Annotated in this window: 27 protein-coding genes and 1 riboswitch; of the genes, 3 read left to right on the forward strand and 24 right to left on the reverse strand. The window is 67.6% G+C overall.

Annotated features, from left to right (window positions below; all coding sequences use genetic code 11):
• Nucleotides 1–218: 218 nt before the first annotated feature.
• From RS85_RS00830 to RS85_RS00895, 14 genes are all read right to left on the reverse strand, one after another.
• Nucleotides 219–2369, reverse strand: a complete 2151-nt coding sequence (locus RS85_RS00830; RefSeq protein ID WP_046011525.1) for a bifunctional hydroxymethylpyrimidine kinase/phosphomethylpyrimidine kinase — start codon at nucleotides 2367–2369, stop codon at nucleotides 219–221.
• Entirely contained in the window at nucleotides 2366–3214 is an 849-nt protein-coding gene (thiM, locus tag RS85_RS00835; protein WP_046011544.1) for a hydroxyethylthiazole kinase, read from the reverse strand. Before thiM ends, RS85_RS00830 begins: the two co-directional genes overlap by 4 nt.
• A riboswitch (TPP riboswitch) is annotated at nucleotides 3206–3299 on the reverse strand. (Overlaps the previous gene by 9 nt.)
• 7 nt (nucleotides 3300–3306) lie before the next feature.
• Nucleotides 3307–3615 carry a hypothetical protein gene (locus RS85_RS00840; protein ID WP_052703252.1) on the reverse strand — a complete coding sequence of 103 codons (309 nt, stop codon included), beginning with the start codon at nucleotides 3613–3615 and terminating at the stop codon, nucleotides 3307–3309.
• A gap of 70 nt (nucleotides 3616–3685) precedes the next feature.
• Nucleotides 3686–4507 (reverse strand): DUF402 domain-containing protein, encoded by an 822-nt coding sequence (locus tag RS85_RS00845; protein ID WP_052703254.1) that lies wholly within the window; start codon nucleotides 4505–4507, stop codon nucleotides 3686–3688.
• Nucleotides 4508–4738: 231 nt separating this feature from the next.
• Nucleotides 4739–7258, reverse strand: coding sequence for a phenylalanine--tRNA ligase subunit beta (gene pheT, locus RS85_RS00850; RefSeq protein ID WP_046011526.1), 2520 nt, complete (start codon nucleotides 7256–7258; stop codon nucleotides 4739–4741).
• On the reverse strand, nucleotides 7258–8298 hold the full coding sequence (gene pheS / locus RS85_RS00855; protein ID WP_046011527.1) for a phenylalanine--tRNA ligase subunit alpha: 1041 nt from the start codon (nucleotides 8296–8298) through the stop codon (nucleotides 7258–7260). The genes pheT and pheS overlap by 1 nt, the downstream gene beginning before the upstream one ends.
• Nucleotides 8299–8357: 59 nt before the next feature.
• The gene (locus RS85_RS00860; RefSeq protein ID WP_046011547.1) at nucleotides 8358–9278 is read right to left on the reverse strand and encodes an amino acid ABC transporter permease; all 921 of its coding nucleotides are present in this window, start codon (nucleotides 9276–9278) and stop codon (nucleotides 8358–8360) included.
• Nucleotides 9275–9931 carry an amino acid ABC transporter permease gene (locus RS85_RS00865; RefSeq protein WP_046011528.1) on the reverse strand — a complete coding sequence of 219 codons (657 nt, stop codon included), beginning with the start codon at nucleotides 9929–9931 and terminating at the stop codon, nucleotides 9275–9277. Before RS85_RS00865 ends, RS85_RS00860 begins: the two co-directional genes overlap by 4 nt.
• A 61-nt stretch (nucleotides 9932–9992) precedes the next feature.
• Complete coding sequence (locus tag RS85_RS00870) at nucleotides 9993–10907, reverse strand: glutamate ABC transporter substrate-binding protein (protein WP_046011529.1); 915 nt, start codon at nucleotides 10905–10907, stop codon at nucleotides 9993–9995.
• A 58-nt stretch (nucleotides 10908–10965) separates the two neighbouring features.
• The gene (locus RS85_RS00875; RefSeq protein WP_046011548.1) at nucleotides 10966–11712 is read right to left on the reverse strand and encodes an amino acid ABC transporter ATP-binding protein; all 747 of its coding nucleotides are present in this window, start codon (nucleotides 11710–11712) and stop codon (nucleotides 10966–10968) included.
• A 272-nt stretch (nucleotides 11713–11984) separates the two neighbouring features.
• Nucleotides 11985–12947 carry a TAXI family TRAP transporter solute-binding subunit gene (locus RS85_RS00880; RefSeq protein WP_046011530.1) on the reverse strand — a complete coding sequence of 321 codons (963 nt, stop codon included), beginning with the start codon at nucleotides 12945–12947 and terminating at the stop codon, nucleotides 11985–11987.
• A complete protein-coding gene (locus RS85_RS00885; protein ID WP_046011531.1) occupies nucleotides 12944–14320 on the reverse strand; it encodes a sensor histidine kinase in 1377 nt (458 codons plus the stop codon). Before RS85_RS00885 ends, RS85_RS00880 begins: the two co-directional genes overlap by 4 nt.
• A gap of 3 nt (nucleotides 14321–14323) precedes the next feature.
• Nucleotides 14324–14995 carry a response regulator transcription factor gene (locus RS85_RS00890; RefSeq protein WP_046011532.1) on the reverse strand — a complete coding sequence of 224 codons (672 nt, stop codon included), beginning with the start codon at nucleotides 14993–14995 and terminating at the stop codon, nucleotides 14324–14326.
• Nucleotides 14996–15035: 40 nt separating this feature from the next.
• Entirely contained in the window at nucleotides 15036–15848 is an 813-nt protein-coding gene (locus RS85_RS00895; protein WP_046011549.1) for a TrmH family RNA methyltransferase, read from the reverse strand.
• Nucleotides 15849–15904: 56 nt separating this feature from the next.
• Here RS85_RS00895 and RS85_RS00900 point away from each other — a divergent pair, with 56 nt between their 5' ends.
• Nucleotides 15905–16357, forward strand: coding sequence for a ribosomal maturation YjgA family protein (locus RS85_RS00900; protein WP_046011533.1), 453 nt, complete (start codon nucleotides 15905–15907; stop codon nucleotides 16355–16357).
• An 8-nt stretch (nucleotides 16358–16365) separates the two neighbouring features.
• Here the strand turns inward: RS85_RS00900 and rplT are convergent, their stop codons facing one another.
• From rplT to infC, 3 genes are all read right to left on the reverse strand, one after another.
• The gene (gene rplT, locus RS85_RS00905; protein WP_029262486.1) at nucleotides 16366–16752 is read right to left on the reverse strand and encodes a 50S ribosomal protein L20; all 387 of its coding nucleotides are present in this window, start codon (nucleotides 16750–16752) and stop codon (nucleotides 16366–16368) included.
• Between the two features lie 32 nt (nucleotides 16753–16784).
• Nucleotides 16785–16979 (reverse strand): 50S ribosomal protein L35, encoded by a 195-nt coding sequence (gene rpmI, locus RS85_RS00910; protein WP_036278714.1) that lies wholly within the window; start codon nucleotides 16977–16979, stop codon nucleotides 16785–16787.
• A gap of 73 nt (nucleotides 16980–17052) precedes the next feature.
• Nucleotides 17053–17679, reverse strand: a complete 627-nt coding sequence (gene infC / locus RS85_RS00915; RefSeq protein ID WP_082087432.1) for a translation initiation factor IF-3 — start codon at nucleotides 17677–17679, stop codon at nucleotides 17053–17055.
• 251 nt (nucleotides 17680–17930) lie between these two features.
• Here infC and RS85_RS00920 point away from each other — a divergent pair, with 251 nt between their 5' ends.
• Nucleotides 17931–18329: a DUF1844 domain-containing protein gene (locus RS85_RS00920; protein WP_046011535.1), complete on the forward strand. Its 399-nt coding sequence runs from the start codon at nucleotides 17931–17933 to the stop codon at nucleotides 18327–18329.
• Nucleotides 18330–18350: 21 nt separating this feature from the next.
• On the opposite strand, the gene RS85_RS00925 is transcribed toward RS85_RS00920, so the two are convergent.
• Nucleotides 18351–19127, reverse strand: a complete 777-nt coding sequence (locus tag RS85_RS00925; RefSeq protein WP_046011536.1) for an SseB family protein — start codon at nucleotides 19125–19127, stop codon at nucleotides 18351–18353.
• On the reverse strand, nucleotides 19111–19857 hold the full coding sequence (gene priA / locus RS85_RS00930; protein ID WP_046011537.1) for a bifunctional 1-(5-phosphoribosyl)-5-((5-phosphoribosylamino)methylideneamino)imidazole-4-carboxamide isomerase/phosphoribosylanthranilate isomerase PriA: 747 nt from the start codon (nucleotides 19855–19857) through the stop codon (nucleotides 19111–19113). The genes RS85_RS00925 and priA overlap by 17 nt, the downstream gene beginning before the upstream one ends.
• Nucleotides 19858–19954: 97 nt before the next feature.
• Between priA and RS85_RS00935 the strand changes: the two genes are divergently transcribed.
• Complete coding sequence (locus RS85_RS00935) at nucleotides 19955–21199, forward strand: MinD/ParA family ATP-binding protein (RefSeq protein WP_235282294.1); 1245 nt, start codon at nucleotides 19955–19957, stop codon at nucleotides 21197–21199.
• Nucleotides 21200–21291: 92 nt separating this feature from the next.
• Here RS85_RS00935 and RS85_RS00940 read toward each other — a convergent pair whose 3' ends face one another.
• The 5 genes from RS85_RS00940 to RS85_RS00960 all read right to left on the reverse strand — a co-directional run.
• Complete coding sequence (locus RS85_RS00940; RefSeq protein ID WP_152642299.1) at nucleotides 21292–22008, reverse strand: hypothetical protein; 717 nt, start codon at nucleotides 22006–22008, stop codon at nucleotides 21292–21294.
• Nucleotides 22009–22013: 5 nt separating this feature from the next.
• A complete protein-coding gene (locus tag RS85_RS00945; RefSeq protein ID WP_046011539.1) occupies nucleotides 22014–23474 on the reverse strand; it encodes a hypothetical protein in 1461 nt (486 codons plus the stop codon).
• A gap of 263 nt (nucleotides 23475–23737) precedes the next feature.
• Entirely contained in the window at nucleotides 23738–24133 is a 396-nt protein-coding gene (locus RS85_RS20230) for a transposase (protein ID WP_442921919.1), read from the reverse strand.
• Between the two features lie 208 nt (nucleotides 24134–24341).
• On the reverse strand, nucleotides 24342–24632 hold the full coding sequence (locus RS85_RS00955) for a hypothetical protein (RefSeq protein ID WP_046011541.1): 291 nt from the start codon (nucleotides 24630–24632) through the stop codon (nucleotides 24342–24344).
• Nucleotides 24629–26597 (reverse strand): TNT domain-containing protein (locus tag RS85_RS00960; protein ID WP_152642300.1); only part of this gene is annotated, 1969 nt, incomplete at its 5' end. The genes RS85_RS00955 and RS85_RS00960, both read right to left, overlap by 4 nt.

Here is a 26597-nt window from a genome sequence, read left to right on the forward strand (position 1 = left end):
CCGGGGCGGCGACACCGGCACTCGACCACGCGCAGCGCAGACAGGAATGCGGGGTCGCCTAGAGTCGGCGGCCGCCGCGGCGTCGGCGCACGACGATGACGCTCGGAACGCCCTTCGTCTCGCTTCGCTCGCTCAGGAACCGCGTAGCGGGAGCGATGACGGCCGAAGGCATGTCGCGACAGTAGCGCGGGCGGCGCGGCATCCGCAAATCCGCGCCGTCACACGACCGCTTGCACCTCCATGGGCGCCGCGAAGAAGGCCAGTTCGTGCCTGCTCGACAGCTCGAACGCCCGGAGCATCCGAGCCCTCGTCTCGGGAGCCGCCGTCGCCGCCGTCGTACTGACGATGTCGATCGCCTGTCGGGTCGCCGCGGCGAACGCGGGGTCCGCGTAGGTCGCGAGCCAGGAGGCGTACGGATGCCGTGAATCGCGGGCGTACTCGCCGAACTCCCCCGCGTGCAGTCTCTGCCCGAGATCGGTGTACAGCCAGAAACAGGGCAGGAGCGCGGCCACGAGCTCGCGGTGGTCTCCGCCGAACGCGACCGAGCGCAGACGATCGAGGTAGGCGGTGGTCGCCGCCGAGGGAGTGGCCGCGAAGGTCGCCCCACCGACGCCCTGCGACGGAGTCAGCCATGAGGCGTGCAGTTCCAGCTCTCCCGCGATCGCCCCGTGCGCGGAGTTCGCCCAGAAGGCCTGCTCCGCCGACGTGGGCGCCCGCCGCGCCGCCTCCGCCAGTACCCGCGCGTAATCGCGGAGATACAGCGCATCCTGCGCCAGGTAGAACAGGAACGGCTCGCGATCGAGGGTGCCGTCCGCCAGGGCGCGGATGAACGGCAGCTCGTCGATCGCGGAGCGGGTGCCGGAGATGTGCTGCCACCACTCCGTCTCCATTTCCCCAGCAGTCGGGCGGGTCTCGACGCCGCCGCGCGCCCACAGGCCGGCGAGATGACTGATCGGCCCCTGTCCGCGCCCGACCTGCAGCGACGCCCCTTCGCGGAGCGACTCTCGCAGCCAGGCCCGGGCGCCGCGGACGGCCGTCGACGCGTCCTCGCCCTTCGCGAGCCGCGTGGCCAGCGCCGACGACAGGGAGCAGCCGGTGCCGTGTGTGTTCCGGGTGTCGATGCGGGCACCCGGAAAGTTCTCCCGCCATCCGCGTCGCGCGTCGATCAGCGCATCCGGAGCGTCGTCGCCGGCCAGATGACCGCCCTTGACGAGCACCGCGGCTCCCGTGTCCGCCGACAGCTGCTCGGCTGCGGCGAGCGCATCGGTCCAGTCCCCGAGCGGACGACCGACGAGGACGGCGAGCTCGGCGAGGTTCGGCGTGACGATATGCGCACGGCGGAGCAGGTCGCGCAGCGCGCTCTCGGCCTCGCGATCCAGCAGGCGGTCACCGGACGTGGCGACCATGACCGGGTCGAGCACGACGATCGGCGGGCGCACGGCGTCGAGCCATGCCGCGACCGTGCCGATGACATCGGCGTCTGCCAGCATCCCGATCTTGACCGCGTCGATGACGATGTCATCCGACAGCGCCTTCAACTGCGCCCGCAGGAAGTCGGCCGGCGGCACGTGCACGCCGCGCACGCCCTCGGTGTTCTGTGCGGTTAGCGCGGTGATCGCAGCCATCCCGTAGCCGCCGTTCGCGGCGATCGACTTGAGGTCGGCCTGGATGCCCGCGCCTCCCGACGGATCGCTGCCGGCGATGCTGAGCACTCGCGGGACCGCGCCCGCGCGCCAGCGCCGCCGGAACTCGGCCGCGACCGCACCGGGGTCCTCCGCCGCGCACAGTGCAGAAACCACTGCGAGCCCCGCAGCGCCCGCAGCGCGGAGCGCCTCGGTGTCGTCGATGCCGACGCCGCCGATCGCGACGCACGGGAGCGGGCTCTGCGCGGCCAGCGCGCGGAACCCGTCGATGCCGAGAGCCGGCGGATGGTCCGGCTTCGTCGCGGTGGGACGGATCACGCCCACGCCGAGGTAGTCGACGGTCCCCGCGGGAAGCGCGAGAACGGCGTCCAGATGCTCCGGGCTGTTGGCCGTCAGCCCGATCACCGCATCGGGCCCGAGGGCATCACGGGCACGGAGCACAGAGGCATCGCCCTGCCCCAGGTGCACGCCGTCCACACGCGCTCCCTGCTCCCGCGCGGTGACCGCGGCATCGAGACGGTCGTTCACGACGAGCAGAGCGCGGCCGTCGATCACGTCGGAGAGCTCGATCAGCTGCTCCACGACCTCCGCGTCAGTCGCGTTCTTGTCGCGCAACTGCACGATGCGCACCCCGCCGTCGACGGCTTGGCGGACGGTCTCGACGACTCCACGCTCTCCGCAGAGGCGTGCGTCGGTGACCAGATACAACGAGAGGTCGGCGTTCACAGCGTCCCGCTCTCGACACGGGCAGCGGCTGCGACATCAGCCGCGCTCACCGCCGCCAGGGCATCCAGCAGCTCGACGGCGAAGCTGCCGGGGCCGGTCGCTACGGCTGCGGCCCGCTCCGCCGCGACGGTGTAGACGAGGCTCGCCGAGGCGACCGCGGTGAGCGCATCGATGTCGGTCGACCTCGCCGCCCCGAGGAAGGCCGCCATCACTGCACCGAGTGCGCAGCCGCCCCCGGTCACCCGGGTGAGCAGCTCGTGGCCGTTCGCGACACGCAACACCCGCTGCCCGTCGGTGATGAGGTCGACCGGACCGGATACGGCCACGATGCTCCCGAACCGGTGCGCCAGCGACACGGCCGCGTCGGCGGCGGCATCCGTGGTGTCGGTCGCATCCACCCCACGCCCGCCCGCGCTCAGACCGGCGAGGGCGAGGATCTCCGAGGCGTTGCCGCGGACCGCCGTCGGCCGGTGCACGACGAGCTCGTGCGCGAGAGCAGTTCGCACAGGGAGTGCCCCGATGGCCACGGGGTCGAGCACCCACGGCGTACCGGATGCCGTCGCCCCGGCGACCGCCTCGAGACTGGCCGCACGCTGCTCAGGCGTCGGCGTGCCGAGGTTGATGAGCAGTCCGGACGCCACACCCGCGAACAGCCCGGCCTCATCGACGATGTCGACCATGGCGGGCGCCGCACCGACGGCGAGCAGCACGTTCGCTGTGAAGCCCGTGACGACGGCATTGGTGATGCAGTGCGTCAACGGAGGAGCTTCGCGCAGCACCTCCAGCAGTGTCCCGGCCGAGGAGGCGAGGTCGATGACGGTTTCCGGACGCAGACGATCGCTCATGGGCGACATCCCTTCGCTAGTACGAACTAGATCAGGTTCGACGGGTCTGTTCTCAGCCGCGGATGCGGCACCCCGTGTCACTGCCTCGCAGTCTAGCGACCGAGCTCGGCCAGCAGCGCCCGCTCCTCCACCCTCGTGAGTCCAGCCCGGCGAGCGCGGTCCACCCCGCGGGAGCGTTCATCGGCGAGCACCTCGGCGAGGGTGTCGGCGAGAGGCCTGAGCCTGCCGCCGGTCGCACGGAACCTCGCGTTCGAGCGGGTCATGAATCCGGTCATCTCCGGGGGAAGCCAGAGCGGAAGGGACCGCTCCCCCATCCAGTGCTCGACGCCGCGCGCGACGAGCCAGTCCTCCGTGGCGAACACCGTCTCGCCTGTGTGCCCGGCCGCGACACGCGCGGCCACCACAACCTCGCCGAGCGGATGCGCATCGCCGATCGCGTTGACCGCTCCCGTCGCCGATGTGGTCAGACTCTCAGCGCTCGATCTCGGTGTTGCCGATGGTCCAATCGACGAGAGAGTCGAGGTCGTCGCCCGCGCCGCGCTGGGAGAGGAGCTCGGCGTCGCGCTCGGCGGACTTCCGCTGCACCCCGAGCTCATCCAGCCCGACAAGCTCGGGCACGGTCCACGCCGGATTCGGCCGCCAGTCGCGCCACTCGTCGTCGAAGGGCCAGTCCCCTGCTTCGAACGACGCGATGGCGGCATCCGCATGGCGCTCGATCTGCGCGGCCTGCTCGGGGCTGAGTCTCCCCTGCTCGATCGCTGCGGCGAGCTCGTCCTCGTCCTTCAGATGGATGCCGCCGTCGGGCGAGATCTCCACATCGAGGATGTGATCCGAAGAGTAGGTGTCGTGGTCGGTGCGCAGGTGCGCGTTCTCGAGGTTCACGTACCAGCCGGCGAACGCCCAGTCCGGTCCTGCGGTGTCAGTCCAGAACAACCACACCGACCACGGGAGGCCGGCCGGTGCGATGCGCAGGACTCCGTTTCCCCACCACTCCTCGACGATGCGAGTGCGCGCTTCGAGCCACCGACGGGCGAGTGGCACCGTACGCAATCGCTCGCCGTCGGGGGTGCCCTGGGACTCCTGCAGCGTGCCCGGAGCGAGCCAGGCGACCAGACCGTTCTCGTCATCGCGCACCACGCGCATCGGCGAGATCGTCGACGGCTCCCCCGGCTGCCATCCGGGCTTGCGGTAATGCCAGTCGATCTGCGCGCCGGGCGGGAGGAACGGCCCCTCGCCGAGTGGTCGCGCGCCATCGGGCACGGCGGCAGGAGTGCCCTGGGGAAGGATGCTCATGCCGCCACGGTACCCCGGCGCCGCCGCGAGTCGACAGAACGACGCTGTCCGGGAACACGGCGTGCACAATTCAGCAAGAACTCGCCGCCGCCGGCGCGTCGCGCGTGCTGGCGCGGCGCGGCGACCCAGCCGCTGGAGTTCTTGCTGAATTGTGTACGGGCGTCGGGCGACGCCCCGACCGCCCCGGCCCAGAACGCCGCGCTCAGTCGCGCAGCGCTGCCGCGAAACAGCTCAGTCGCGGATCGCCGCGCCGAACCGCTCCGCCGCGACGGCCACGCCGGCGAGCTTCGCCTCGGTGGCTTCGGCTGCGGTCAGGGTGCGATCGTCTGCACGGAAGCGCAGCGCGAACGTCAGGCTCTTCGAGCCCTCCGGCACGCCGTCACCGCGATAGTCGTCCACGAGACGCACTGATTCGAGCAGGCTTCCCGCACCCTCGGCCAGAGCCGCCCGCACGTCACCCGCAGCGACGTCCGCCGGCAGGGTCAGCGACACGTCCTGCGTGGCGGCGGGGAAGGTCGACAGCGACGCCGCGACGATGCGGCTGCCGGCGAGCGCCAGGATCCGGTCGAGATCGAGCTCGAGCACGGTCGCGCGGCCGGGCAGGTCGGCGTCCTGCGCCATGACCGGATGCAGCTCGCCCACGTAGCCGATCTCCTCACCGTCGACGAGAAGTGCTCCGGTGCGACCGGGGTGCAGCGCAGCGCGCTCACCCTGGACGACGTCGATCTCGACGCCGGCGGCAGCGGCGATCACTCGCGCCGCGTCCAGCGCCTCGGCGAGCCCCGCGGGCTCCGCAGGACGCCCGGGCTGACGCGGCGAGACGTTGCCGGTCAGCAGCACGGCGACATGTCGATGCTGCGGCGGGATCGACGCGTTCAGCTCGGCGAGCTTCTCATCGGACGGGCGCTCGCCCAGCGGCGGCACGTCGTCCGTGCCGTACTCGACGCCCGGCTCCGGGAGGAACACGACGCCCGTCTCGAAGATCGCGATGTCGGTCAGCCCGCGCGCGATGTTGCGGTGCGCGGTCTGCAGCAGCCCGGGGATGAGCGAGCGACGCAGGAACGGCGCCTGACCGTCCAGCGGGTTGGCCAGGCGGATGCTGGGCAGGTGCTGGCCGGATGCCGAACCGTGCAGGTCGTTCTGCGCCTCGGTCGTGAACGGGAAAGCCGGAGTCTCGACGAGACCGGCGGCGGCCAACGCATCGGCGACACGGCGTCGTCCTTGCTGGTGCGCAGTGAGTCCGCGTCCAGACGGCGGGGTCGGCAGCACCGAGGGGATGCGGTCGAGGCCGTGGATGCGGGCGACCTCTTCGGCGAGCGTCCACTTGTCGGTGAGGTCGGGGCGCCAGGTCGGCGGGATGACGGTCCAGCCGCCCTGGGTCCCTGAGCCTGTCGAAGGAGACACCTCGGCGCCGATGGTGGTCAGCGCACCGGAGATCTCGGCATCCGTGTAGTCGACGCCGATGAGGCCCTGCACGAAGCCGGCGGGCAGCTCGATGTCCGACACGAAGACCTCGGCGAACAGCGCGCCGCCCTCTTCGGTGAGCGTGCCGCCGGCGAGCTCGACCATCAGGTCGGCCGCGCGCCGGGCCGCCACGAACGGGACGAGCGGGTCGACGCCGCGCTCGAACCGCTTGGATGCCTCGCTCGGCAGCTTGTGCCGGCGGGCGGAGCGCGCGATGGTGATCGGATCGAAGATCGCGGCCTCGATGAGCACGTTCCGGGTGGTGCCGCTCATCTCGGTGGTGCCGCCGCCCATGACGCCGGCCATGCCGATCGGACCGGAATCGTCGGTGATCAGCAGGTCTTCGACGTGGAGCTCGCGCTGGACGCCGTCGAGCGTGGTCATCTTCTCGCCCGGCGTCGCGCGACGAACGGTGATTCCGCCTGCGAGCTTGTCGAGGTCGTAGCCGTGCAGCGGCTGGCCGAGCTCGAGCATCACGTAGTTGGTGATGTCGATCAGCACGCCGAGCGAGCGCATGCCCGCGAGGGACAGCCGCGCGATCATCCAGGGCGGGGTCGGGCGCGACGGGTCGACGCCGCGCACGACGCGCGTGACGAACTCGCTCGCACCGACGCGTCCGCGCACCGGAGCCTGATCGTCGATGATGGCCGTGTGACCGTCTCCGGGCTGCAGCTCGGCGAAGTCGCGCTCGGCGGGATCGCGGAAGGTCGCTCCGGTCGCGTGCGAGTACTCGCGGGCCACGCCGCGCAGCGAGAACGCGTAGCCGCGGTCGGGCGTGACGTTGATCTCCACAGCGACGTCGTCCAGCCCTAGCAGCGCGATCGCATCGGTGCCGACGGGCGCGTCGATCCCGAGGTCCGAGAGCACGACGATGCCGTTGTGCTCGTCGCCGAGGCCCAGCTCGCGCGCCGAGGCGATCATGCCGTCGGAGACATGACCGTAGGTCTTGCGTGCGGCGATCGGGAACGGGCCGGGCAGCACCGCGCCGGGAAGCGTCACCACGACCTTGTCGCCGGCGACGAAGTTGTGCGCACCGCAGACGATCCCGCGGACACCGCCGTTCGCTTCGCCCACGTCGACCTGGCACCAGTTGATGGTCTTGCCGTTGGACTGCGGCTCCGCCTCGAGCGAGACGACCTGACCGACGACGACGGGACCGGTGATCTCGAAGCGGTGCACGTCCTCCTCTTCGAAGCCGACCGTCACCAGCGCCTCGAGGACGTCTTCCGGTGTGGCATCCGCTGCCACATCGACGTACTCACGCAACCACGAAAGCGGGACGCGCATCACACCACCATCCCGTACTGCTCGCTGAAACGGACATCGCCCTCGGCCATGTCGCGCATGTCCTGCACATCGCTGCGGAACATCAGGCCCCGCTCGATGCCCATGCCGAACGCGAAGCCGCTGTACACCTCGGGGTCGATCCCGGCCGCGCGGAGCACGTTCGGGTTGACCATGCCGCAGCCGCCCCACTCGATCCAGCGCGCGCCGCCCTTGAAGGTCGGGTGCCACAGGTCGAGCTCGGCGGACGGCTCGGTGAAGGGGAAGTAGTTCGTGCGGAAGCGCATCTTGGCCTCCGGGCCGAAGAGCTGCTTCGCGAAGTGGTCGAGCGTGCCCTTGAGGTGGGCCATCGTGATGCCCTTGTCGATCACGAGGCCCTCGAACTGCGTGAAGACCGGCAGATGCGTCGCGTCGAACTCGTCGGTCCGGTAGACGCGGCCGGGGCACAGCACGTAGATCGGCACCTCGCGGTCGAGCATCGAGCGCACCTGCACCGGGCTGGTGTGCGTGCGCATCACGAGGTGGCGCGACGTCGGATCGACGTAGAAGGTGTCCTGCTCCTGGCGGGCGGGGTGGTCGACGTCGAAGTTGAGCGCGTCGAAGTTGAACCACTCGTGCTCGAGCTCCGGCCCCTCCGCGATTTCCCAGCCCATGCCGACGAAGATGTCGGACACCTGGTCCTGAAGAAGAGTGAGCGGATGCCGCGCGCCGACGCGCGTGCGCGACGGGACAGCGGTGATGTCGATGCGCTCGGCCTCGAGGCGCGCGGCGACCTCTGCCTCGGCGAGCTCGGCCTCCTTCGCCGCGAGCGCCTTGGTCACCTGACCGCGACCCTGACCGACGAGCTTGCCGAACGCGGCCTTGTTCTCGGGGGCGACCTGACGCATCGAGGCGTTCAGGACTGCGAGGGGCGAACCGTCCGCGACGTGGGCGGCGCGGGCCGCCTTCAGCTCGGCCGTGTCGGCGGCCGTGGCGATTGCCGTCAGCGCCGCCGCGACGGCTGCTTCGACCGCTTCCGGGGTGATTTCTGGAGACTCAGACACGAGAGACGAGTCTACCGGCGCGCGGGAGTAACGCCTGCGCGCGCGGTAGCCCCCAGTTCTCAGGCCCCGGTGCTCGTACCGTGGAACTTCCCGGCTCCGCGCTGCATCGCGATCAGTTCGGTATCCGTGCCCTCTTCATGGGTCCTCGGATCCGCGGCTCCCGCGACGATGCCGAGTACCTTCGTCGACCGACGAGTGCGGATCTCGACCCAGCGTGCGATGCCCGAGAGGATGAGGCACATGAGGATGTAGATGCCACCGATGACGAAGGCTGACTGCAGGATCGGACGCCCCTGCTGCGATGTGAGCTGTTTGGCGTAATAGAGCAGCTCGGGGTACGTGATGATGAACCCGAGCGCAGTGTCCTTCATCGTGACGACCAGCTGAGCGACGATGACCGGCAGCATGGCGCGGATCGCCTGCGGAAGGAGAATGAGCCGCAAGACACCGCTCTTGCGGAGACCGATCGCGTAGCCGGCCTCGCCTTGGCCACGCGGAAGCGACTCGACCCCTGCTCGAAGCACCTCGGCGAGGACCGAACCGTTGTACGCCATCAGAGCGATCACGACGGCCCAGTACGGGTCCATCTTCACGCCCACGACCGGAAGGCCGTAGTACAGCAGCATCATGAACACCAGGACGGGGACCGCTCGGAAGAGTTCCGTTATCACCGTGACCGGGACGCGCACCCAGGCGTGATCGGAGAGCCTCCCGATCGCGAGGACGAATCCGAGAATGACGCTGAGCACAGCGGCCAGCGCGAACGCAGCCAGCGTGTTTCCCAATGCATTGAAGATGCCCATCCACACGTTGGAGAACGTGAAGACGAACCACTTCTCCGCGGAGAACTGACCGGTCTCCAGCATCCGGAGGATTACGAAGCCGACCAAAGCGAGTACCACCGCGACGGTGACGATCGCGAGGATACGGTTACGGGCTATCGCCCGGGGCCCGGGGACGTCGTAAAGAACGGAGCTCATCGCGCGATCCTCCATCGGTTCTCAAGATAGCGTTGCAGCCAGCTCATCAGCAGGACCAACGCAACGAACACCACAGCGACCCAGAGCAGGACCTCCATCGGGTTCCCTGGTCGGTCGGCCGAGTCGTTGACCGTCGAGCGAAGCGCTGCTAGTTCAGCGATGGAGAAGCCCGCAGCCACGGTCGTGTTCTTGAGGAGTGCGATGAAAACACTCATCATCGGCGGCACCACCGAACGGAACGCCTGCGGGAGTATCACGAGCGTCATCACCTGGCCGAACGGGAGACCGATCGCCCTCGCTGCTTCGGCCTGCCCGACGGGCACCGTGTTGATACCAGCGCGGAGGACCTCAGCAACGTAGGTGGCAGTGTAGATGCCGATGGCGAGGATACCCAGCACCGTGTTGGACAGATCGGGAAGACCAAGTTGTGGATAGCCGAAGACGAAGAAGAAGAAGACAAGCGTCAGCGGGGTGTTGCGAACGATGTTGACGTAGAGAGTGCCCACCCCGCGAGCGACCGGGATCGGCGAAACGCGCATGGCGCCCACGATGATTCCGAGCACCAGAGCGATGATCCCGCCGGCGAAGAACACGAGCAGCGTATTGCTGATCGCCGTTCCCCACAGATCGAGGTTGCCGAAGATGACGTCCACGCCACCCTCCCCTTCTTCCAGCAGTGAGGGGCGGCCTCCTCGCGGAGGCCGCCCTGTTCAATCAGTACGCGTCGACCTCAGGCTGCTCGACCTCGATGCCACTCGAACCGAGGTTCTTGTCGAAGATCGCCTGCCAGATGTCGCCACCGTCAGTCAGCAGTTCGTTGATGTGCGCGCGCAGAGCGTCGTCGCCCTTCTCAAGGCCGACGCCGTAGCGCTCCTCCGTGAACAGACCGCCGGTGACCTTGACGTCGTCCGGGTACTGAGCCGCGTATCCGATGAGGATCGCCTGGTCAGTGGTGACCGCATCGACCTTGCCGTCGATCAGGTCCTGAACACAAGCGGAGTACAGGTCGTACTCCTGCGTCTTGATGTCGGGGAAGTTGGCCTTGATGTTCTGGATCGGCGTGGACCCCGTCGCGGAGCATACTGTCTTGCCGTTGAAGTCCTCGAGCTTGTCGGCCTCTTCGGCATCCGCGGCGACCAAGAGGCCCTGACCGGAGATGAAATACGGACCCGCGAAGTCGATGAGCTCCTTGCGCTTGTCGTTGATCGAGTACGTGCCGACGTAGTAGTCGATGTCACCGTTCACGATGGCCTGCTCGCGGTTGGCCGAGGCAATCGGCTTGAACTCGATCTTGTCCTCGTCATAGCCGAGCGAGGCGGCGATCCAACGGGCGATGTCGACGTCGAAGCCGGTGCGCTCGTTCGTCGTCACGTCGAGGAAGCCGAGACCGGGCTGGTCCTCCTTGACGCCGATGATGACCTTGTCGCGTTCGGTGATGGCGTCGAACGTGGGGCTTCCCTCGAGTTCGACGTCGCTGGCGACCTCGAACCAGGTCGAGTCCTCGCCGCCCTCGTCGCCGCCGCCGGTGCCGGCGCCGGGGTCGGACGGGCTGCCGCTGTTGCAGGCCGTGAGCGCCAGCAGGGCCACCGCTGCGATCCCGATGCCTGCCAGTGTCCGTGTGCGTCGCATGTGCGTCTCCTTCGTGTGCTGTGTGTGCAAGGACTATGAAGTGCGTGGGTGGTGCGAGTCAGTGCGTGAGGAGCTTCGAGAGGAAGTCCTTGGCGCGATCGCTCTTCGGGTTCGTGAAGAACTCCTCGGGAGTCGCCTCCTCCACGATCCGCCCGTCCGCCATGAAGACGACGCGGTCGGCCGCCTTCCGTGCGAAGCCCATCTCATGGGTCACGACGATCATCGTCATGCCCTCCTGAGCGAGGCCGACCATGACGTCGAGGACCTCGTTGATCATCTCGGGGTCGAGCGCACTGGTCGGCTCGTCGAAGAGCATCACCTTGGGCTGCATCGCCAGGGCACGGGCGATGGCCACGCGCTGCTGCTGGCCACCGGAGAGCTGAGCCGGAAGCTTCGAGGCTTGCTGCGCCACGCCGACGCGCTCGAGCAGGATCATCGCCTCCTTCTCAGCATCCGCCTTCTTGAGGCCGCGGACCTTGATCGGGCCGAGGGTGATGTTCTCGAGGATCGTGAGGTGGGCGAAGAGGTTGAACGACTGGAACACCATGCCGACGTCGGCACGGAGGTTCGCGAGGCCCTTGCCCTCGGCCGGAAGCGGCTTGCCGTCGATGCTGATGGTGCCGCTGGTGATCGTCTCCAGACGGTTGATCGTGCGGCAGAGCGTCGACTTGCCGGAGCCGGAGGGGCCGATCACGACGACGACCTCGCCGGAGTTGACGGTCAGGTCGATATCGGTCAACGCCTGAAAGTCGCCGTAGTGCTTTTGAACGTTGTCGACCACGACGAGGGGTTTATCAGAGGTCATCATTTCTCCAAACTAGCCAGGTCGTGGGCACGGCTCCAGGAACGGCGCCGAGATTTACATGTTCGTGACACGGGATCGCACCACTCGGGCGTCTCTGCGCGAGCGATCCACGGCCCGCCCCCGCGGGCCGTGGATCAGGTCCGGCCGCTGCGCTCACCCCCCGACGACTGCGAGCAGCAGGACCTCTATCGTGCGCGATCGACCTCACATTGGCAGAGCACGGCCGGGATGTGAGAGTTTCTTGAGGATTTCTTGAGCACTGCGGCGAGCGTTCAGTCGCGCAGGTCGCGGTAGTACTCGACGGCACCCGGGTGCAGCGGGACAGGTCCGGTGAAGATCGCCTGCCGCCGATCCAGCAGGGCTGCCGCCGGCACCTCCTCCGCGATCCGCGGGCGGGCGTCGAACAGTCCGACGAGGACGTCCCGCACGACGGCCGGCGGGGTCGACGACGAGGTGACCAGGTAGTTGGGGACCGCCATGGTGGATGCCGATTCCTTCAACCCGTACATCCCCTCGGGCACGTCTGCCGGGCGGTACGCGTGAGAATAGCGGTCGTTCACGTCGACCACCCACTCCTGGTCGATCGGGAGCAGGCGCACCGGCATCCGATCGGCGAGCTCCGAGATACCAGGGGTCGGCAACCCACCCACCCAGAAGAAGCCGTCGATCTCTCCTCGTTCCATCGCCGCGATCGAGCCGCGGAGGTCGAGTTGCGGATCGCGGACGGATGCCGCGGCGACGCCCGCGACATCCAGCACCCGTCGGGCGATCACGTTCACGCCCGAATTCTCCGCACCCAGGGACACATCTCGCCCCGCGAGGTCGGCGACGTCGGCGATCTCCGAGTCGCCGCGCACGACGACGTGCACGTATTCGTCGTACAGTCGCGCGATCGCCTCGATCTGCAGTGGATCAGAGAACGCACCTGCTCCAGCGACGGCATCCGCCGCGGCATCCCCCTGCGCGAATCCGATCAGCGCGTCCCCGGCATCCACACGGAGCAAGTTGTCGATCGATCCGGCCGTCTCATGGGCCGTCATCCGAATGTCCAGCGACTTCGACAGTTCGTCGGCGAGATGGCTTCCGTAGGCGAAGTACACCCCGGTCGAGCCGCCTCCGGCGATCGCGTACTCCTCCCCCGTCCATTCGCTTGCGCGCGGCGTGCAGGCGGCCAGCGCGCCGAGCAGGACGAGCGAGACCAGGCCGGCGACGACACGGCGGCGACCCCCGCTCACGTGGTCGCCCCGTCTCGGATCAGCAGCGAGACGGTGAGTCCGGCGCCCTCGGCGGAGGAAACCGCGAGTTCGCCGCCGACGGCCTCGAGCAGGTCCGTGGCGATCGCGAGGCCCAGTCCCGAGCCGGGGGTGCTTCCGCTGTCGTCGCTGCGCCAGAATCGGTCGGCCGCCGAGGCCGCCTGCTCCTCCGTCAGCCCCGGCCCCTGATCCGAGACCGTGATCCGGCACACCTCGCCGTCGCGCCATGCCCCCACCTCCACCGCGGTGCCGGCGGGCGAGAATTTCACGGCGTTGTCGATGACCGCGTCCAGAGCGCTCTCCACGATCGTGCGGTCGGTCACGCTCATGACCGAGGCGTCACCGACCCGCCGGAGGTCGATCCCCCGCCCGCCCGCGACATCACGCCAGGCATCGGCGCGTCGAGACGCGAGGGTCGCGAGATCGACCGCCGAGATGGTCGAGTCGCTGCGCCCGCCGCGGGCGAGGCCCAGCAGCGTCTCGAGGATGCGCGCCATCCGGCGCCCCTCCTCCCGCGTCTCCTCGACATCGTCGCGCCACTGGTCGTCGAGCCCGGTCGCGAGGTGTTCGACGCGGAGAAGCAGCGCATTGAGCGGATTGCGCAGCTCGTGGGATGCGTTTAGCGCAAACTCCTGCTGCCGCGTCATGACGCGCTCGATCTCGTCGGCCATCCCGTTGAAGACTCTCGTCATGCGGCGCAGTTCGGGCGGTCCGGTGTCCTCTGCGACACGGGTGTCCATCTCGCCGCGTTCGATCGCCACCATCGCCTCGTCGAGCCGCCGCACCGGCGACAGCACCCATCGCGCCAGCCGGAAGACCAGGAGCACGCCGAGCGCGATCAGTGCCACCCCGATGGTCGAGAGCACGAGGATCTGCTGGAGGATCGCGGCACGAGGAGCTGCCACGTCTCCCGAGACCAGCACGGCTCCGATCACGTCGCCGTCGTCGAACACCGGCTCGGCGAGCGCGGAATCGGCGACGACCCACGGGAAGACCGACCCGGGAGGTTCGGCGCGGCGGCCCGACAGCGCCAGGCGCACGCGCTCCGCGTCCTCGTCGGAGAGCACCGATGCGTCCTGCTCTCCCGCCGCCCAGACGCTCCCGCTGAGATCGAAGACCATCACGTCGATGCCGTAGACCTCGCGGAATCGCGAGACCTCCGCGTCGACCACTGCAGGACCGCCCGAGCGCAGCGACTGCCGTGCACTCGTGACGAAATACCCCAGATCGCCCAGCTGCTCGGCGTAGAAGGCCTGCTGAACGCTGCGCGCTGCACCCCAGCCCGCCGCGCCGCCGAGCGAGAGGAGGATGGCGACGAGCGGGACGAGGAAGACGATGACGAGGCGACGGCGCATCGCTCAGGACCCCGCGAGCCGGTAGCCGACCCCGCGCACAGTCTCGATGAGTCGTCGTTCCCCGGTCTTCTTGCGGATCGCCCCGACGTGCACCTCGAGCGAGTGCCCGAACCCCCGCCAGTCCGTGTTCCACACCTCGCGGATGAGACGCTCCTTCGGAACAGCGACACCGGGATATCGCGCGAGCACGGCGACGATGTCGAACTCCTTGCGCGTCAGATCGATGAGTCCGCCTCCCACGAGCACCTGGCGCGCCACGAGATCGATCTGCACTTCACCGTCGTCGAGCAGCACGCGCGCCTCCGACTCGGCGCGCATCGGTCGTGAGCGACGCGTCACCGCCTCGATCCGGGCGAGCAGCTCATGCACGTCGTAGGGCTTCACGACGAAGTCGTCGGCCCCCGCACGGAGCCCCTTGATGCGCTCGGTCACCTGGTTCCGCGCGGTCACGATCACGATCGGCACATCGGATCTACCTCGGATGCGCCGGCAGAGGTCGATCCCGTCGACGTCCGGCAGCCCCAGGTCGAGCAGCACCACCTCGGTGTCGACACCCAGCAGGTCCAGTGCCGCCGCACCGTCCGTCGCACGCACGGTCGCGTAGCCGGAACGCGCGAGGAACGCCTCGAGCGCGGCACCGACCCGCTCGTCATCCTCCACGATCAGGATCCTCATCGACCCCGTCCCCCGCGATCCGTCATCGGCGCCCTCCGGGTCAGCCCGGCGACGCAGCCCGCTGTGCGAACGCGCTCTCGTAGAGGCAGACGCTGGCAGCGGTCGCAAGGTTCAGCGACTCGGCCTTGCCGAAGATGGGCAGCTTGAGCACCTTGTCGGCGAGGGCGAGGGCGTCGTCCTCCAGCCCATGGGCTTCATTGCCGAAGAGCCACCCGGTGGGCTCGGCGAGCAGCCCCTGCGCACGCGCCTCGAGCAGATCCTCGCCCTTCACATCGGCGGCGAGGATGCGCAGACCCGCCTCGTGCGCGCGCTTCACGACATCGGCGAGGTCACCGGCGACGGACACCGGCAGGTGGAACAGCGAGCCGGTCGTGGCGCGCACCACCTTCGGGTTGTACGGGTCGACGGTGCGTCCTGTCAGCACGACGGCATCGGCTCCGGCGGCATCCGCCGCGCGGATGATGGTGCCGAGGTTCCCGGGGTCCCGCACCTCTTCGCAGATCGCGACGAGGCGAGGGGATGCCGCGAAAATGTCGCGCACTGACGTCGGAGTCTGCTGGACCACGGCGACGAGGCCCTGCGGGGTGACGGTGTCGGCCATCGCATTGAGCACATACTCGGTGACGTATTCGACGTCGAGCTCGGCCTCCGTGGACTTCGCACGGATGTCGGGATGCTTCTCCCACCCGTTCGGTGTCGCGAAGAGCTCGACGATCGACTCCGGTCGATAGGTGAGCGCTTCGCGGACGGCCTGCGGGCCTTCGAGCAGGAACAGGCCCGTCTCCGTTCGAGCGCTGCGTTTGGTCAGCTTCGCCACGGCACGGACTCGGGGGGAGCGGGGGTTCTCCAGCACGTTCACAGTCTAGGGAACAGGCGGCCGGTTCCCGCACCATCAGGTATGTTGCGTCCATGACGACGGATCCAGCGGCGGCGTCCACCCGTCGACGGGTCGCGATCGCTCTCCTCGCCGCAGCGACGGTCGGCCTCGGACTGCTCGTCCACCGCGGCGTGGACGGAGCCGTCGGCGACATCGCGGGCGACGCCCTCTACGCCGTGCTCATCTACCTGCTCCTAGCCCTCGTCGTTCCGCGGGCACCTCGTGCTGCAGTGGCGGCGCTGGCTTTCGTCATCTGCGGAGGCATCGAGCTGCTTCAGCTCACTGGTCTTCCTCGCGAGTGGGCGGCGGTGTTCCCGCCGATCGAACTCGTCCTCGGATCCGGGTTCGATCCCCGCGACATCGTCGTCTATGCGGTGGCCGTCGCCGCGGCATCCTTCATCGACATCACCGTCAGTCGGCGCGGCGCTCGCTCCGCGTCCGGAAACGCCACAGGGCGCCCTCCCGAAGGAGAGCGCCCTGTGTGAAGAGGTCCTTACGCAGCCGACTTCGGCGCGTTGACGTCGGAAGGCAGAGCCTTCTTGGCCGTCTCGACCAGCGTCGTGAACGTCGCCGCGTCGTTGACCGCGAGGTCGGCGAGCATACGACGGTCGACCGTGACACCCGCGAGGCCAAGGCCCTGGATGAAACGGTTGTACGTGATGCCGTTCTGGCGTGCCGCAGCGTTGATGCGCTGGATCCACAGGCGACGGAAGTCGCCCTTGCGCTTGCGACGGTCACGGTACGAGTAGACCAGCGAGTGGATGACCTGCTCTTTGGCCTTGCGGTACAGACGCGAACGCTGACCGCGGTATCCTTTTGCGCGCTCGAGGATGACCCGGCGCTTCTTGTGGGCGTTTACCGCCCGCTTGACTCTTGCCATTTTCCTGTGTTCCTATTCGTGCGTCGGGCGCGTCAGCGGCCGAGAAGCTTCTTGGCCGTCTTGGTGTCAGCCTTCGAGAGCACCTGGTCCTGGTTCAGACGACGGGTACGCCGGCTCGACTTGTGCTCGAGGTTGTGGCGCATCCCGGCCTGCTGCTTCTTCAGCTTGCCGCTGCCGGTGATCTTGAAGCGCTTCTTAGCACCCGAGTGGGTCTTCTGCTTCGGCATCTTCTCTTCCTTCGTCATGCGCCTTCTCAGGCGACGTTGTCAACCCGCGGTGCGGGAGTTCTGTGGGCGGGAGTTACTCCGCCGGAGCCTCAGCCGGAGCATCCGACTCGCTCTTGGCCTCACGAGCAGCCTGCTTGTTCGCGGCACGCTGTGCATCGCGGACCGCGTTCTGCTCCTGCTTGGCTTCGGACTTGCTCTTCAGCGGCGCCACGACCATGACCATGTTGCGACCGTCGATGGTCGGGTTCGACTCGACCGTTCCGAGCTCGGCCACGTCTTCCGCGAATTTGCGAAGCAGACGCACACCCTGTTCCGGACGCGACTGCTCGCGACCGCGGAAGAGGATCATGGCCTTGACCTTGTCGCCGGCCTTGAGGAAGCCCTCGGCGCGCTTGAGCTTGGTCGTGTAGTCGTGAGCCTCGATCTTCAGTCGGAAGCGGACTTCCTTCAGGATCGTGTTCGCCTGGTTGCGGCGAGCTTCCTTTTCCTTCTGGGCGGCCTCGTACTTGAACTTGCCGTAGTCCATGATCTTCACCACGGGCGGCTTCGAGTTGGGGGCAACCTCGACGAGGTCGAGATCGGCTTCCTGCGCAAGGCGCAACGCGGCCTCGATGCGGACGACGCCGATCTGCTCACCCGCGGGACCGACGAGGCGGACCTCGGGGACGCGGATGCGCTCATTGGTGCGGGGATCGCTGATAGGTGCTCCTTAGACGATGTGATTCAGCCACTGCGACGCTCTCTGCGCCTCAGCCGAATTCGGAATCGTCCCACCCGCCGGCATTCAGACGCCGGCTCGCACCCTGCTACCGCCTCGATCTCTCGATCGGAGCCGGCGGAGTGCTGGACCCGGTAGCCTGGAACGGCAAGCGCGGGTGGGAAGTGAATCCTCTTTCGTTCCGGAGCATGATGCTCCGGAGCCCGCTGAAGTCTAACAGAAGGCAAGGCGAAGTGACGAACCAGGCTCCCGACGATGCTGCATACGAGCGCGAAGAGCGCTGGGCCCGACAGGAGGAAGCGGCATCGTCCGCCACTCGGGACATCGCCGACGTCCCCGCCGTCGAGGTGATCACCACCGCCGCCGTCCACCTCATGAGTGCGGCCGCCGTCAAGCTCGGGCTCGCCGACGACCCGGATGCCGCAGCGCAGCTCGACCTCGACGAGGCCCGCAAGCTCATCAACGCCCTCGCCGGACTCATCACCGCCGGCGCACCCGAGATCAGCGACATGCACGCACGCTCCCTGCGCGATGGACTGCGCTCCCTCCAGCTGGCGTTCCGCGAAGCCTCGTCCATCCCGGATCCCATCGGCAAGGGACCCGGCGAGAAGTGGACCGGGCCGGTCAACTGACGCTCCCGGGGTAGGGACGGCTCAGGCGCTGCGGCGGAGCTTGACGGTCAGGGAGTCGGCGAGCACCGCGATGCGGTCGTCGGAGGCCCAGCGCTGAGCGAGGCGCTGCAGGACGGCGTCGAGCACCTCCCGCTCCAGGCCGTCGACGAGCTCAAGGATCACGACGAGCTCGGGCCCGCGCAGACGCGCATCCGGGTCTCCGGCCGCCACGGCCACGTCTATCACGGCGAGCTCGTGCGCCACGCTCTCCTGGAGGGCTCCGAAGACCTCCGGCGAGAGGAAGCTCGGCTCCCACGCGTGACCCTGCGCGATGGCCCACACCGCAGGCCGACGGATCACGAATTCCGTGTCCGAGGTCGGGTCCAGGACGATGAGATCCGTGTCGTCGGCGGATGCCGCGAGAGCCGCTCGGGTCGCCTCGACGGGAACCGGACGCGCCGCGGCATCCCAGCGCTGCATCGACTCGACCGACGAGAACACGGGCTGCACGCGCCGACCGTCAGGAGCGGCGACCGTGACGATCGAGAGCTCCTGCGTCTTGTCGACGGTCAGTCCGCTCGGCGCGACGCCCTCTTCGCCCTTCTCGGCGACGAGGGGGATCAGCACGCGTGCCGACCGGAACGCGTCGACCACCTCGACCTGCGAGCCGTCGCCGGCGCCGAAGCGCAGCAGAGCATCGAGCAGGGTCGGATCGGCGGAGCCGTCATCCGAGGTGTGCGGGTTCGGCTCGAAGCTCCGCCCCTCCCATGGGACGCCCGCGGAGTCTCCGGGGTTCGCCGGGTCAGTCCCCTGCGACATCCAGCGCCTCAGCCAGCGTGAAGGCGCCGGCGTAGAGCGCCTTGCCCACGATCGCTCCCTCGACGCCCAGCGGCACGAGCTCGCGGAGCGCAGCGATGTCGTCGAGGTTCGAGATCCCCCCGGAGGCGACGACCGGCTTGGGGGTGCGCGAGGCCACTTCGCGCAGGAGCTCGAGGTTCGGGCCGCGCAGGGTGCCGTCCTTGGTGACGTCGGTCACGACGTAGCGGCTGCAGCCGGCATCCTCCAGGCGGTCGAGCACCTCCCAGAGGTCGCCGCCCTCCTTCGTCCAACCGCGGGCCGCCAAGGTGGTGCCGCGAACGTCCAGTCCGACCGCGATCGCCTCACCGTAGCGGCCGATCACGTCGGCGGCCCACTCCGGGTTCTCCAGCGCGGCGGTGCCGAGGTTGATACGGGTCGCGCCGCTCTCGAGCGCTGCCTCGAGCGTCGCATCGTCGCGGATGCCGCCCGAGAGTTCCACGTTGACGTTCTTGAACTGCTTGATGACCTTGCGCAGGATGGGCGCGTTGCTGCCCCGGCCGAAGGCGGCGTCGAGGTCGACGAGGTGGATCCACTGGGCTCCCTGCGACACCCACTCCCCTGCGGCATCCAGCGGGTCGCCGTAGCTCGTCTCGGTTCCCGCCTCGCCCTGGGTGAGGCGGACCGCCTTGCCTCCGGCGACGTCGACCGCGGGAAGCAGGATGAGGGAAGGGGACTGCGCGAACTCGTTCATTACGTCCTTGAGAGAGGAGGATGCGCCGTCTACGGGCACGAGAACAGAGGGTACCCCGGCGATCGTGTTCGACCCAAATGCCGGTAAGCTTTGCCCGATGTCTGGACCGCACGAGAACACACCGCCCGCCGACAGTGCTCCCACGCCCCAAGGCGGCCAGTCGGAGTCGATCATCAACTCGATCCCGCCGATGCCGTCGGCGCTGCCGCCGGTGCCTCCGATGCCGGACGCTCCCGCCGCGGACCTCCGCAGCGGGCGGGCTTCGGCGCCGGCTCAGCCTGAGCCGGTCGTCGAGGAGACATGGCCCAACCAGCCCGCACCGCAACTCGTGGAGCCGCCTCAGTACCACCGGAGCAGTGTGACCCCGCCGGCCGAGGCGAACGCGGACCCCGCCCCGCCCACGCGTCGCCAGCAGCGCGAGCTCCAGGGCAGGCAGTCTTTCCTCCTCGAGGAGCGCCCGGAGGAGCCCGCTCGGGAGGGTGTGCGCGGAGCGATCAACAAGCTCGGGTTCAAGATGGCACCGGATGCCGCGGAGCAGTCTGCTCGCAATGACGAACTCTCGGTGAGTCAGCACTGGCCGGGTCCGCGCACCATCGCAGTCGTCAACGGCAAGGGCGGCGCCGGCAAGACCCCGTCGACCATTCTTCTCTCCGCTGTCTTCGCTCGCTACGGCGGCGCGGGGGTGCTCGCCTGGGACAACAATCAGACGCGCGGCACGCTCGGCTGGCGCACCGAGGCAGGCACGCACGACCGCACGCTGCTCGAGATGCTCCCGGAGTCGGAGCGCCTTCTCGGCACGGGAGCGCAGTCCGCCGATCTCGCCCATTTCGTGCACCACCAGCCGCGCGAGAAGTTCGACGTCCTGCGATCGAAGCCGATCCGCCTGGCGCACGAGAACCGCCTTCACCCCGAAGACGTCGACGCGATCCACGCCGTCGCGGCGAAGTTCTACCGGCTCATCATCATCGATTCCGGAAACGACGAGTCCGACCCGATGTGGCTGCGCATGATCGACCACGCGGATCAGCTCGTCGTGGCGACGACCACCAGGGCAGACCACGCCGAAGCCGGCGCGCTGCTGCTGGAGGCTCTGGAAGAGCGCGACGAGCGGTCCGCTCGCCTCGCAGACCAGGCCGTCGTCGTGGTGTCCCAGGCAGACCCGAAGGCATCCGCGGCCGACGTCGAGCATGTCGTCGGAGGTTATCGCTCGCTTGCGCGGGAGGTCGTCAGCATCCCGTTCGACCATGAGATGGTCGATGGTCACCTGCGTTTCGGCGCGCTGGCGAAGCGCACGCAGCGGGCGTGGCTCTCGGCGGCTGCCGCCGTCGCGCGCGGTCTCTGACCGCCCGGTCCGGAGTTATCCACACGGTTGCACGGCTACCGCATCTGTCGGCGCGCAGTCGATAGGGTCGAGGCATGATGCCCTGGTGACGTTCAGTGCGGCAGGACGTCGATTCCATTCAAGGCCCGAAAGTCGTTGTGCACAGCATTAACTTGCTCGTGAGTCCAGTCCGTCGGCACCGAATACAACGACCCGGAACCCACGCGCTCGGCCGACATCCCTCTCGGTAGTTCCGGATCGACGAGCACATCGTCATGCAACCAGAGGTGACTGGAAGGACGAATCTGCCATCCTTTTCTCCCAGCCAACTTGTTGAGTGCCGGTGAAATCCGCTCCACGATCTGCGGGTCGAAGCTTTGGGCGGCCGTCTTTATCAGGATGCCTGCAGTGCCGTCATCGACCTTCCCCCCATCGGCGGCCGCGAGCTCAAGGCTGAGCCTGTGACGAGGGATTCTACGACCAACGAGATGGTCGCCCGCGTCAACAGAGACCGTGACGTCGTCTCCCGTAGAGGCTCGCCCGTGCAAGCCGAATGAATAGCCCTCGTCCGGCCCTACCGAGTCGAAGGCGTCAGTCATAGCACTTCGTCTCACTAGAGCCGGAAGGTCGCCCGCCCACGGGACTCGCTCGCCCCCAGGGTCCTCCGGATCATCGAGGTTGCGGGACGGCAGCAGCATATGCCAGTCGTCTATACCCAGCGCAACACTTAGATTCCGCAGCAGCTCATCCGTGCGCGTCGCAATCCATTCTGGAGACTCGGCTACCCTGGTCCACGAAGCCAAGATATTGACAGTCTCCAACTTTTCCACAGCGACTATCCTACTTTCGGTGTGTAGATTACCTCGACGAATCCGTCGAAGCCAAGCGTATCTACGATTCTACGAACCCCGTGGGCACCATAGGCGTCAGTCACGTGCCACTCTAGAACGGCGCTGTCAGGGAGCATATCGACCTGGCGAGTCAGTTGACGCGCGATCGCTTGTGTTCGAAGAACCGCCCACTCGCTTCTAGGCGCAAAGTGAAGTTGACCGTATCCGTTCTTTACCTCCAGGAACACCTCGACCGGGGGCGGACCCTGGCGCCAGGTGTGTCCGTCGAACTTGACGACACTTCCGGTGTCCGGGTCGACCTGGTGCCATTCGAGGAGATGACCGTTCTCATCCCGGAGGATGCCGGAGATCTGTTCCTGCGCACCCATCCACGGCCTGTCCGGTCCGCGATTCACCGGAGCCCACCCCGACTCCTCCCCACCTCGCACATACGTGGCATCCGGCGTATACGCCGGATGAGCGCCGGGGTAGTGCACATCACCCGACTCATACTCAACAGCCCGGGAATGGTCGACGTCGAACCCCTCCGGCAAAGGGCGAGGCGTCGCCCCCCACCCATCACCCCGGTTGAACGCCACCCACTCATTCCACTCCGGAACCCACCGCATCTCCCACCCGGCCGTGCCCGCTCGGTTGAACTCCACCAAAGGTGCCCCCGTACGCGGATCGACACGTACACCGTCATCGTTACGCCACGCGTTGTCCCATGCCTCAGCCCGCTCCGCGGGCGTGTGCTGCTCCGGCGCACGACTCACACCCACCGACTCCGGCACAGCCACCGGCACACCATCCTGAACCACCCGCGGCCCCGCCGAAGCTGGGCCCACTTCCACACGTTCGGGACGCGCACCCGTCCCCGACACCTCGAACGCCACCGGTCCCGCCACCGGTCGCGCCGCCGGCGTGTCCAGCCCGAGCGACTCCGACACCGTCACGCTCGAGGGCACCCGACTCGTCTCGACGGCGACGTTCACCACACCCGGCACCACCGCGGGCCGCACATCATCCAGGCGGACCGCGTCGATCAGAGACCGCCACCCACCCCGAACACCGCTCGCAGACACATCAGCGGCCCGCACCACCCCCGAGATCAGATGCGAACCACCCGGAATCGCGAACTCCGCCATATGAGTGCCGACCTTCACCACGAACGACCCCACCCGCGTGCCGGTCAACACCACCTTCCCGACACCCGCCACCGGAATGAAGAACGTCCCGATATTCGCCGCGGACTCCGTGAAAGTCGCCACACCATCATCAGACCACTTATGCCACCCGTCCTCACCCGCCAGGAAAGCCTGCTGATCCCACCCGATCAGACTCCCCCAACTCGACGCGACGACATTCACGCGATCCTGCAGATACCCCGCCTCACCCGCGGGGATGTTCCCACCCGCGAACATCGACCGCACCCCGAGAGGGATCAACACCACCGTCGACCACACGAAGTCCCCGACCCCGCTCCACGTCTCGCCAAGCTCACGTTCGACCGCTCGGCCAGACCTCGCTCAACGCCTGCGATATACTGACGCGGTCAGGCAGGAGACGGTGCAGGCCTCCAGACATTCGCTACCGATTGGACATTCTCCAGATCAGCAAAAGGCACGGTGAGTTCAAAATATCCAGGCTCAACGACGCCGGGTTGCAAAGAACGGACAGACTCCCACGTCGGATTCTCCAGCGGCGAGCTGCGTCACGAGCGGGTACGTCATTTTCCCGGTAGATGCGCCTGCGCGAAATACGCCGCCGCGCGGCGAAGCACCTCATTCTCCTGCTCCAGCAGACGAACCCGCTTACGCAACTCACGGGCCTCGTCGGCCTCGGCCCGCGTGACGCCCGGCTTCGCGCCGGTCTCGACGGCCTGGCGGACCCAGTTCTGCAGACGTACCGGATCCTCAGCTCCGTTATCAAGACGAAAATCGGCGTTGATGGCGGAGATCTTCTCTGCCGGAACCTGTGGTGCGTCCGCAGCAGCGTGATGAGGAGGCTCGAACAATGTCGTGTGCGGCGGGACGTGCTCTGGTGGTTGCACTCCCAACAAATGGTTCTGCGCTGCCGGCGTATCCAGCCCGAGCGACTCCGACACCGTCACGCTCGATGACACGCGGCTCGTATCGACCGCGACATTAACCACACCACCGCAGGCCGCACATCATCCAGGCGGACCACGTCCATCAGAGACCGCCACCTACCCCGGACACCGCTCGCCGACACATCCGCGACCCGCATCACCCCCGAGATCAGATGCGAACCACCCGGAGACGCTTAGACCAAGTCATCGAATCACCCCAACGCTTGAACCGTTCCCGCTGTCATACCGGCAGCCCAGCGCGTCGACGACGCTTTTGGATGTCCTCGATGATGAATTCATATGCATCCTCGATTGTCTCTCCGGCGAACGGCTCGCCTAGCCGGACCAGTGCGAGTGCGAAACCTGCCCGCCCGTCGGGCTGCAACACCTCGAAGCGGCCCCCCTGATTGACAATGTTGTATTCGGATCCGATCAGATCACTCGATGAAGGCGCCACATGGATCGCGCGAGCAATTGTCTGCGGTGTGTGCCCGTATGCGATTAGTTGCGCCATGAAAGCGTCCTCATTCATCGAATCTCCCTCAGGTACCCGGCATCGATAAGCGGACCGATCATATCCGGGAAGTAATATTGCGTGCCGTGTCCGCGCTGGCCGAAGCCGGGAGCTATCTCGCCCATACGTATATTCTCCGGAAGCGGGCGGAGTACTTCAAACCGCTGAGTGACAGTCGAGTCGCTGAGCCGGTCCGGCGGCAGAGCGAGGTCGCCGAACGGAGTGCCAGGCGGCGCGGCGAAGCGCCCATCGAGTGGACCGTCAGGGCCCGTAAAGGTTATCCGTTCGACTATGTCGCCCGTGGCGAGGTCGGCGGGCGAGGACAGACCGTGGGTGAACCCATTGGTGTGGGGCGGATCATCCGGCCAGTGCCACTTCGGATTCCCATTTGACGTGAACCCCTCGAAGTATTCGTCCAAGAAGCGGTCCCAGCCTAAGCCTCCGGTGGGGTCGTAGCCATCTCGTGCGCCACGGGCTGCCGCGTGCTCGAGTTCAGTGCGGAACTCGGGGGCACGGGGGTCCTCCCTCCAGCTCGGCCCCGCTGGCGTGTCATCGGAGCGGCCGGCACTGTCAAGCGCATCCGGGTCAGGAGTCTGTGCCACCGGTCGCGCCGCCGGCGTGTCCAGCCCGAGCGACTCCGACACCGTCACGCTCGAGGGCACCCGGCTCGTCTCGACGGCGACGTTCACCACACCCGGCACCACCGCGGGCCGCACATCATCCAGGCGGACCGCGTCGATCAGAGACCGCCACCCACCCCGAACACCGCTCGCAGACACATCAGCGGCCCGCACCACCCCCGAGATCAGATGCGAACCACCCGGAATCGCGAACTCCGCCATATGAGTGCCGACCTTCACCACGAACGACCCCACCCGCGTGCCGGTCAACACCACCTTCCCCACACCCGCCACCGGAATGAAGAACGTCCCGATATTCGCCGCAGACTCCGTGAAAGTCGCCACACCATCATCAGACCACTTATGCCACCCGTCCTCACCCGCCAGGAAAGCCTGCTGATCCCACCCGATCAGACTCCCCCAACTCGACGCGACGACATTCACGCGATCCTGCAGATACCCCGCCTCACCCGCGGGGATGTTCCCACCCGCGAACATCGACCGCACCCCGAGAGGGATCAACACCACCGTCGACCACACGAAGTCCCCGACCCCGCTCCACGTCTTCCCGAACGTCTCCCAACTCTGCACACCCGTCTCCGGATCCACCCCCACCAGAGACTGCGCACCCTGGGCGATGCCCGTGGCGAAGTTCGCGAACCCATGCCCCACCGACTCCGAACAGTTACGATCCTCCTCGACCGCACTCCCCCACGTCGACACATCCGGGTTCGCCGTCAACGCCTCCGCCGTGATCACCTCAGCCGGAGCCACACACATCCCCGTCAACTCCGCCTGAATCGACGACGCACACGCCACCGCAGCCGTCGACACCCGCTCCACGATCGCGTTGTACTCCCCCACCAGGGACTTGTTCTTCTCGATCGCCGGACCATGCTCGTACCACGGAATCGTCGTCATCTCCCACGCATCATCCGCGACGAACGGGACCCAATCGTTCCCCAGCCCCAAGCTGCCGAAGAACCCGTCCTTCTCCATATTCGACACCTCATACCCCTGAAGCGCACGAACACGGAAAGCCGCAGCCCTCTCCTCCAGGTCGACGAGAGCCGACTTGATCGACCCCAACTCCCCCGCATACGTCTCCAACGCCGACGCCACCCGCGACGTCACACCCTGCATCGACTGCGCACCCTCCACAGCCGGATCCAGCAACGCGAGAACAGCGCCCTGATCAGGTGTCTCGAACACTCCCGGCGCCGTCACCCCCGCCCACGCCGCGGACGCACCATCCACCGCAGACACCACATTCGTACCGATCGCCGCGACACCATCCGCCGACGCCGTGATCGCCTCGACACTCAGATCCGCCGACTTGCACACGAACGCCGACGGATCGATC

The sequence above is a fragment of the Microbacterium sp. SA39 genome (assembly GCF_000967865.1).
GTDB lineage: Bacteria > Actinomycetota > Actinomycetes > Actinomycetales > Microbacteriaceae > Microbacterium.

What these genes read in the sequence shown, in the direction of transcription:
- thiM (WP_046011544.1), bottom strand. Translation starts at nt 3,214, where the DNA reads ATGAGCGATCGTCTGCGTCCGGAAACCGTCATCGACCTCGCCTCCTCG.
- RS85_RS00845 (WP_052703254.1), bottom strand. Translation starts at nt 4,507, where the DNA reads ATGAGCATCCTTCCCCAGGGCACTCCTGCCGCCGTGCCCGATGGCGCG.
- pheT (WP_046011526.1), bottom strand. Translation starts at nt 7,258, where the DNA reads ATGCGCGTCCCGCTTTCGTGGTTGCGTGAGTACGTCGATGTGGCAGCG.
- RS85_RS00860 (WP_046011547.1), bottom strand. Translation starts at nt 9,278, where the DNA reads ATGAGCTCCGTTCTTTACGACGTCCCCGGGCCCCGGGCGATAGCCCGT.
- RS85_RS00870 (WP_046011529.1), bottom strand. Translation starts at nt 10,907, where the DNA reads ATGCGACGCACACGGACACTGGCAGGCATCGGGATCGCAGCGGTGGCC.
- RS85_RS00875 (WP_046011548.1), bottom strand. Translation starts at nt 11,712, where the DNA reads ATGACCTCTGATAAACCCCTCGTCGTGGTCGACAACGTTCAAAAGCAC.
- RS85_RS00885 (WP_046011531.1), bottom strand. Translation starts at nt 14,320, where the DNA reads ATGCGCCGTCGCCTCGTCATCGTCTTCCTCGTCCCGCTCGTCGCCATC.
- RS85_RS00890 (WP_046011532.1), bottom strand. Translation starts at nt 14,995, where the DNA reads ATGAGGATCCTGATCGTGGAGGATGACGAGCGGGTCGGTGCCGCGCTC.
- RS85_RS00900 (WP_046011533.1), top strand. Translation starts at nt 15,905, where the DNA reads ATGACGACGGATCCAGCGGCGGCGTCCACCCGTCGACGGGTCGCGATC.
- rplT (WP_029262486.1), bottom strand. Translation starts at nt 16,752, where the DNA reads ATGGCAAGAGTCAAGCGGGCGGTAAACGCCCACAAGAAGCGCCGGGTC.
- rpmI (WP_036278714.1), bottom strand. Translation starts at nt 16,979, where the DNA reads ATGCCGAAGCAGAAGACCCACTCGGGTGCTAAGAAGCGCTTCAAGATC.
- RS85_RS00925 (WP_046011536.1), bottom strand. Translation starts at nt 19,127, where the DNA reads ATGTCGCAGGGGACTGACCCGGCGAACCCCGGAGACTCCGCGGGCGTC.
- priA (WP_046011537.1), bottom strand. Translation starts at nt 19,857, where the DNA reads ATGAACGAGTTCGCGCAGTCCCCTTCCCTCATCCTGCTTCCCGCGGTC.
- RS85_RS00935 (WP_235282294.1), top strand. Translation starts at nt 19,955, where the DNA reads ATGTCTGGACCGCACGAGAACACACCGCCCGCCGACAGTGCTCCCACG.
- RS85_RS00955 (WP_046011541.1), bottom strand. Translation starts at nt 24,632, where the DNA reads ATGAATGAGGACGCTTTCATGGCGCAACTAATCGCATACGGGCACACA.